Source organism: Streptomyces sp. NPDC002403 (genome assembly GCF_053593015.1).
The window spans coordinates 1-6,826 of record NZ_JBSFBQ010000119.1 but is presented as its reverse complement, the minus strand read 5'-3'; the positions used below and the strand labels follow the sequence as shown (position 1 = coordinate 6,826).

5 protein-coding genes and 1 pseudogene are annotated in these 6,826 nt (G+C 67.4%); 1 reads left to right on the top strand and 5 read right to left on the bottom strand.

Translation table 11 applies throughout. The features are described 5' to 3' along the window. Positions 1 to 925 precede the first annotated feature (925 nt). The 5 genes and pseudogenes from ACWCPY_RS42670 to ACWCPY_RS42650 all read right to left on the bottom strand — a co-directional run bounded on the left by ACWCPY_RS42670 (position 926) and on the right by ACWCPY_RS42650 (position 5,540). Positions 926 to 1,822, bottom strand: a complete 897-nt coding sequence (locus ACWCPY_RS42670; RefSeq protein WP_451274521.1) for a class II glutamine amidotransferase — start codon at positions 1,820 to 1,822, stop codon at positions 926 to 928. Between the two features lie 193 nt (positions 1,823 to 2,015). Further along, the gene (locus tag ACWCPY_RS42665; RefSeq protein ID WP_451274519.1) at positions 2,016 to 2,873 is read right to left on the bottom strand and encodes an amino acid ABC transporter permease; all 858 of its coding nucleotides are present in this window, start codon (positions 2,871 to 2,873) and stop codon (positions 2,016 to 2,018) included. A gap of 116 nt (positions 2,874 to 2,989) precedes the next feature. Continuing rightward, a complete protein-coding gene (locus tag ACWCPY_RS42660; protein WP_451274517.1) occupies positions 2,990 to 3,637 on the bottom strand; it encodes an amino acid ABC transporter permease in 648 nt (215 codons plus the stop codon). A 6-nt stretch (positions 3,638 to 3,643) separates the two neighbouring features. Beyond that, on the bottom strand, positions 3,644 to 4,627 hold the full coding sequence (locus ACWCPY_RS42655) for a glutamate ABC transporter substrate-binding protein (RefSeq protein ID WP_451274515.1): 984 nt from the start codon (positions 4,625 to 4,627) through the stop codon (positions 3,644 to 3,646). A 146-nt stretch (positions 4,628 to 4,773) separates the two neighbouring features. Further along, a pseudogene (locus ACWCPY_RS42650) lies at positions 4,774 to 5,540 on the bottom strand (amino acid ABC transporter ATP-binding protein). A gap of 229 nt (positions 5,541 to 5,769) precedes the next feature. On the opposite strand from ACWCPY_RS42650, the gene ACWCPY_RS42645 reads away from it, so the two are divergent. After that, the gene (locus ACWCPY_RS42645; RefSeq protein ID WP_451274513.1) at positions 5,770 to 6,783 is read left to right on the top strand and encodes a LysR family transcriptional regulator; all 1,014 of its coding nucleotides are present in this window, start codon (positions 5,770 to 5,772) and stop codon (positions 6,781 to 6,783) included. Positions 6,784 to 6,826 lie beyond the last annotated feature (43 nt).

The window sequence follows — 6,826 nt, the reverse complement described above, 5'->3', positions numbered from 1 at the left end:
TATACCCACGAACCGACCACTCAGGAACGCCCTCGAACGAGACTGTGAGGTGTTGCGCGCAGGCATGAGGGGCATCGTTGCCGAGCGTGAAATCCTCCTGATGCAAGACGAATCGGCCGACGGCTACGCAGGTGCGGTCCGCACCCGTCACCGGCCGAACGGTGGCCACCCGAGGATGGCGGCCGTTGCGGGTAAGGGCAGCAGACACACCAGGAAGACCGCTGCCCGGTGGCGCCAGAGCGACTCACACCATCGGTGCCAGAGTCGACTTGGCTTAGCACTTCCGTGTTGCCCGTCGATCGTCATGTCACCTCTCAGTACGTACAGAAAAAGCCTCTCTGTAAATGGATACGTACGATGCGTAGCTTTGGCTCGATTGGTTTTCGATGCGATTGCGGTGAAGGTGCAGGAAGCGACGAGGGGCGGGGATGCCGCGGCACCGTGTTCCTGGCCAGGTGCGGCAGAAAGCCGTCGCACGCTTGAGGACCTCGACGTCCTCGCGCAGGCGGCGGTTCTCCCGCCGCAGTGCGGCCAGTTCCTCGCCCCCGCTGCTGGATAGGCCATCGCGCTCGCCCGCGTCGGCCCCTGACCCGGGGCTGAACCCCTGATCTCCGATGTCCGTCAAAGCGGATCAAGCCCACCCGAGTCAACGCCTGGCTGAACGACACCCCGCTCAGCACCACCCGCGCCTCCCACCTCGCACGACTTACCCTCACGGCATGACCGCTCCCGAGAGCCGATTCGCGGAACTGGTGAAGCGCGCGGCGCAAGCGGCCCCGTCATCGAGGTGGTTCCATGGCCGCACGCCAAGTGAGGGGCTGCTTCGCAGGGCGGGGCAAGGGCGTGAAAAGAGCTCGATGTCCTCGGTGCCAGGGCCGTCCCCCACCCTTCAGCGGGTTCCGCTCGCCTGTTTCTGAAGAATCTCTCAGCCGCCGTGCACCACGATCGACAGGTCGCGACGGTGGATCTCCAGGACGAGTCCCTCGGGCAATGCAGACCACAGTGGCGCGCGCTGCGGCCAGCCGGTGGACGCGATGACTACGGAGTCTGAGCTGCTGCGGTAGTTGAGCGTGAAGAAGTCATCACCGCGCCGCCGGATCACGTCGGAGTACGGATCGTGTGCAGAGTAGGCATAGAGCGCGGCCGGGGTGAGGAGCAGGCAGTTGAGGCTGGCGAAGCGGGTGGCCAGGGCCCGAATGTCGGCCGCGGTGGAGAGAATGGCCTTCGGTGGCTCCATGCCCTCGTCGATGCGGCGCCGGACGGCCAGGTAGAAGCGCTCGCTGTCCGTGTCGCCCTCGGCGCCGGCCAGCAGCTCATCGCCGATCACGTCGTCCAGGCAGGAGGCCGGGGAGAAGTCGCCGTTGTGCGCGAAAGCGACCTGCGTATCACCGAAAGGGTGCGTATTCCCGGGCCGCAGTGTCAGTCCCGGGCTCGCCATGCGCAGGTGAAGTATGGCCGCGTCAGTGATCGCCGTGCGCAGAGCGTCCTGGAAGTGGTCGCTCGTGTCTGCTGGGACGGGCTCCTTGACAGATGCGACGCTCCTGTCCGGGGTGAGTGAGGCAACGCCCCAGCCGTCGCCGTGCTCGCAGGCCAGAGCGAGGAAGGAGGTGATGTCCTCGGCCAGCAGCTCGCTCAGGGGGGCGGTCTTCCGGGAGACGACGCCGAGCAGTCGACACATGGTGATACGCCTCGCTTCATGGGAGTTCCCGTCGAGGGGAGGAGAGAAGGAGAGGAAGGGAGAAGGCTGCCCATGAAGTGTCGCAAGCGTCATGCGCGATACGGCATGACGCAGCGCGGCACACCATGTGGCCTGGTACGCCATGGCGCGGTGCGTCACGGTGTGGACGAACGGGCCGCGGACAGGCTGGAACGGCCGATGGCGTGAGGGGTTGGGGTTTGGGGAGGACCGCGCGCCACCGGCCTGACATGGGGAGGGCGCCGGAAGGGAGAGTCTTCAGGGGCAGGTGGGCCAGGCGGTGGCCGGGGGCGACCCGGTCGTGTCCGCCCGGCCTCGGTCACGGGGTGTCCGCGTCGGTGACGCGGGACGCGCCGATCGTAGGTGCTGCTCCGCGGGGCCGGCCGGTCCGCCGCTCGAGCCGTCCCGCCGCGGCGGCCAGCGCGGAGTTGACCAGCACGTACACCAGCGCCACCACCAGGAAGCTCTGCACGATGGTGTGGTTGTACTCGCCGAGCACCTTCGCGGAGTTGAGCAGTTCCAAGAAGCTGACGACGTACCCGAGCGTGCTGTCCTTCAGCAGCCGGACGAGCTGACTGACCAGCGAGGGGGCGGTCTGGCGGATCGCCTGGGGGAGGACCACCAGGCGCATGGCCGGCCAATACCCCAGACCCAACGCGTACGCCGCCTCCGTTTGGCCACGGGGCAGCGCCCGCACCCCGGCACGGAAGATCTCCGCGAACACTGCCGCGTTGGTGAGCACGATAGGACACACCAACTGCCAGAACAGTGATACCCGCACACCAGTGTCGGGCAGCCCGAGCAGGAACGCGTAGATGAGCAGCAAAAGTGGTACGGCGCGCAGCACCTCGACGTAGGCCGTCGACGGCCAGCGCAACAGGCGCGTGCGGGACAGTCGGCCGAGCGCCAGCAGCGCGCCGAAGGGCAGTGCCAGCGCGGCGCTGACGAGGGTGACCTGTACGGTCGCCCACAGTCCGCCGAGCAGATAGCGGAGCACCGGGGGCTGCACGAACAGACTCCACTTGTCTGCGCCGAGCTGCCCGCGCACCGCGAACTGGTATACCACCCCGGCGAACAGCAGGGCCAGGAGGGCCAGTGACACGGTGGTGGCGACGGCGATCCGCCTGCGACCGCGCGGGCCTGGGGGATCGAACAGATTGTCGTCCTCACCCGTCACCAAAGAGAGGCGGGCCCGCAAGGACGGACGTCGTGAGGCCGCCACCGGCTTTGTGGGGGGGACGGCCGTGCGGACCGGTTCCGCGGACAGGGTGGCCGATCCGGAGACGGTCTGCTTCACCGTTGCACCACCAGCTGGCGTTCGAGGCGCGCCGCCGCCTGCCCGATCAATAGTGTGAGGGCGACGTAGCAGACGGCGGCAGCGCCGAAGGTGACGAGGGGCTGCGCGTACTGCTGGTCCAGCAACTGTGTCTGCCCGGTCAGCTCCTGTGTCACACCGACGGCCGCGGCGAGCGAGGAGTTGAGCGTGACGGCGATGAGCAGCGAGGCCAACGGCTGCACCATGGACCGCAGGGACTGCGGGAAGACGACGAGCCGCAGTACCTGGCCGAAGGTCAGACCGAGCGCTCGGCCCGCCTCGATCTGGCCTTTCGGCACCGCCCGCACACCTGACCGGACGACCTCGCAGAAGAACGCGGCCCAGTACAGGCTCATCGCCGTCACGGCAGTCCAGAACAGTGAGTAAACGAGCCCGACCTCCGGCAGTCCGAAGACGAACAGGGTCAGCAGCACCAGCAGCGGGACACTGCGCAACGTCCCGACATAGGCCCGGCCGAACATCCGCAGTGGAACCACCGGGCTGATCCGGCAGACGGCGAGCACGACGCCGAGCAGACTCGCGAGGATAAACGTGCAGCTGCTCAGCTCCAGGGAGACCAGCAGACCGTGTTCGAACACATCGAGATTGGAGAGAATCAGGCCCATTGTCGCTCAGCCGATTGTCGGCGGCGTCGGGGCCGGACCCGGAACCTCGGTGCCCACAGTGGCCTTCCACACCTTGGCCCAGGTGCCGTCCGCTGTGATTTCCGTCAGCCAGTCGTTGACGAACTTCTTGAAGTCCGGCTTGTCCAGGGGGAGCCCGATGCCGTACGGCTCCTGGCTGAAGGTGTCGGCGAGGACCTTCACGTCGGAGTTGGTCGAGGCGTTGCCGGCCAGGATTCCTTGGTTGAGTACGTAGGCGTCGGCGCGGCCCTGGCGCAGCGCCTGGAGGCACTCGGTGTTGGTTTCGAAGAGTTGTATCTTGGCCGTGGGTGCCTCCTTCCTGACGGTCGTGGCGGCGGTGGAGGCGGACTGCGTAACCACCGTCTTGCCCGCCAAATCGGACAGCGCGTCGATGCCGGAGGTGGACTTCTTCACCTGGATCGCCAGGCCGTCCTCGTAGTACGGGCCGGCGAAGGCGACCTGCTTCTCCCGTTCGGGCGTGATGGTGTACGTGGCGAACACTGTGTCCACCGAGTGGTTCTTCAGCAGGGCCTCACGGGTGGCGGTGGTGACGTTGACCCGCTTGGTGGAGTCCTTGCCAATGGTGTACTTCGCCAGCAGCCGGGACAGCGCCGCGTCGAATCCATCCACTTCGCCGGTGGTCGGGTTGAGCAGCGAGAACAGGGCTGCGGTCTGGGTACCGCCGACGACGAGCGTGCCCTTCTTCCGGATTTCGGCGGCGGTGGAACCGCTCGGCAGCAGCGAGTCGTCGGCGGGCCTCGCGGCTCTCACCAACTGGTCGACGACGTTCGCTCCCGAGCCCGCCGAGGTGGAGGATGTCTTGCTGCCGGGGACTTTCGCCTCGGTGGAGGAGTTGCCTGAGCAGGCGGTGGCTGCGAGGGCGGCGACGGCCACGAGCGCGGCGGCCCGGGCGCAACGCTGGGCGGCGGCGGTACGGGGCAGCGGCGTTCTGCCGTGGGCGCGGGTGAACATGGTGTCTCCTGGCTGGGACGGGTTCCGTGGGACACGGGAACGGGTGGTGTCGTCGAACAGCGGGAAGGGGGAGGGGTGAAAGGAGCGAGGCGGGGGACGGGCCGGCCGTGCCCTGCTAACTGAAACGGTGTGCCCAGTGGCTCGGTTCAGTGATGCAGCGCCTTGAAGAGGAAGTCGGCGGCCCGTTCGCTGCGGGCGTGGGCGAAGAAGTCGGCGGGGGCCGCCGTCTCCAGGATCCGGCCGGATTCTAGGAAGACGATGTGGTCCGCTGCCTGGCGGGCGAAGCCCACCTCGTGGGTGATGACGATCACCGTCATGCCCTCGGCCGCCGGCTCGACCAGGACATCCAGCACCTCCTGGATCACCTCCGGGCCCAGCGCCGAGGTCGGCTTGTCGAACAGCAGTACCTTCGGGTCCATCGCCAGGACCCGCGCGATCGCCACACGCTGCTGCTGGCCACCGGAGAGCCGCCCCAGGTAGACGTCCCCCTTGTCGGCAAGCCCCACCCGGGCCAGCAGCTCATGCCCGCATGCCTCGGCGTCCTGCCGGGACAGATCCCGCACCTTCAGCGGTGCCAGCGTCACGTTCTGCATCGCGGTCAGATGAGCGAAGAGGTTGAACGACTGGAACACCATCCCCGCGTCGGTACGCAGGCCGGCAAGCTCGCGACCTTCAGCCGGGAGGGCACACCGTTGATGGAAATTGTGCCGGAGGCAATGGTCTCCAGCCGGTTGATGTATCGGCACAGTGTTGACTTGCCGGAACCGGACGGGCCGATGACGACGACCTCGCCAGCGGCGACGTCCGGATCGATACCGAGCAGCACCTGGACGTCGCCGAAGTGCTTGTCAACTCCGGCGATCCGCACCAGCGGCGGCCGGGTGCTCGTGCTGGGCTCGGCGACTGCGCTCACGAGAACTCCTGCGGACAGTGGGAGCGGGAAACGGAAAAATAACTCGAAAAGGACGTACTGGAGGAAAAGAGGGGGAGGTGGAACGGGACAAGCTGGGGGAGCAGGTGAAAATTCGAGGCAGAAAGAGCGTGTCGCGCTGTTATGCCGTGACTCCATTCCACCCCTCCGAGTGCGCTACGTCCAACAAGGATCCTTTTGTGATCCCATCAAGAGTCCTTATAATCGCAGGGTGTTGGATATACGCCAGTTGGAAGTCCTGGCGGAGATCGCGCGCACCGGTTCGTATACGGCCGCCGCGGCATCCCTCGGCTATACGCAGCCTGCGGTCAGCTATCAGATGCGGCGGCTACAACAGGCGGTGGGCGCGCAACTGGTGACCCGTGCCGGCCGCGGACTGCGGCTCACCCAGACGGGACAGGCCCTCGTACGGCACGCGGACACGATCTTCGCCGTGCTGCGCGCCGCCGACCAGGACATCGCGGCCCGTGTCGCCCGAGGTGGCGGCCTGGTGCGTATGGTGGCCTTCCAAAGCGGCTGCGGGGCCCTGCTGCCCCAGGTCGTCGGGAGACTGCGGAGCCACCACCCCGACGTGCGCGTCACGGTGCTGCAGGCCGAGCCAGTCGAGGCGCGCCGGATGATCAGGGCCGGCGAGGCGGACCTCGGTCTGCTGTGCAACTGGGCCAACGAGAACCTGCCGGAGGGCGAGACCGCGATGCGGCGGGTGCCTCTGGTGTCCGACCGCCGATGCGTGGTCATGCGGCGCGACCACCCGATGGCTGACCGCGAGACCATCCACCTCGGTGAACTCGGCGACCATGACTGGGTGATGGAGAATTCCCGGGACCGCTTCACGGCGGCCTGCACCAGCCTCGGCTTCGAGCCCCGGATCAGCGCGACCGTCGATGACATCCGCACCATCCAGGCGCTGGTCGCCGCAGGCCTCGGCATCAGCCTGATGAGTGAACTGGCCCTGCGCGACAACACGAACCCGGAACTGGTGCACCGGCCGCTGCGGGACTGGCCGCTGCGCCGCACCTACGCACTGCTGTGGCCGGACATGGCGCATGTCACGGCCGTTGCCACAGTGCTGCAGGAGGTGCGCCGAGCGGCTCACGTCCTGCGTACCGCGGATGGCCTGGGCGGCTCGCGCGCCCCGCACGACCCGGATGATTCGGACGGACCGGGTGATCCGGAGGGGGCGAGCATGCCCAACAGTCCCGAGAAGTCGCGTAGTCCCAAGTAGTCGTGAGGTCCAGGCGGTTCTGAGTGGTCGGTTCGTGGGTATG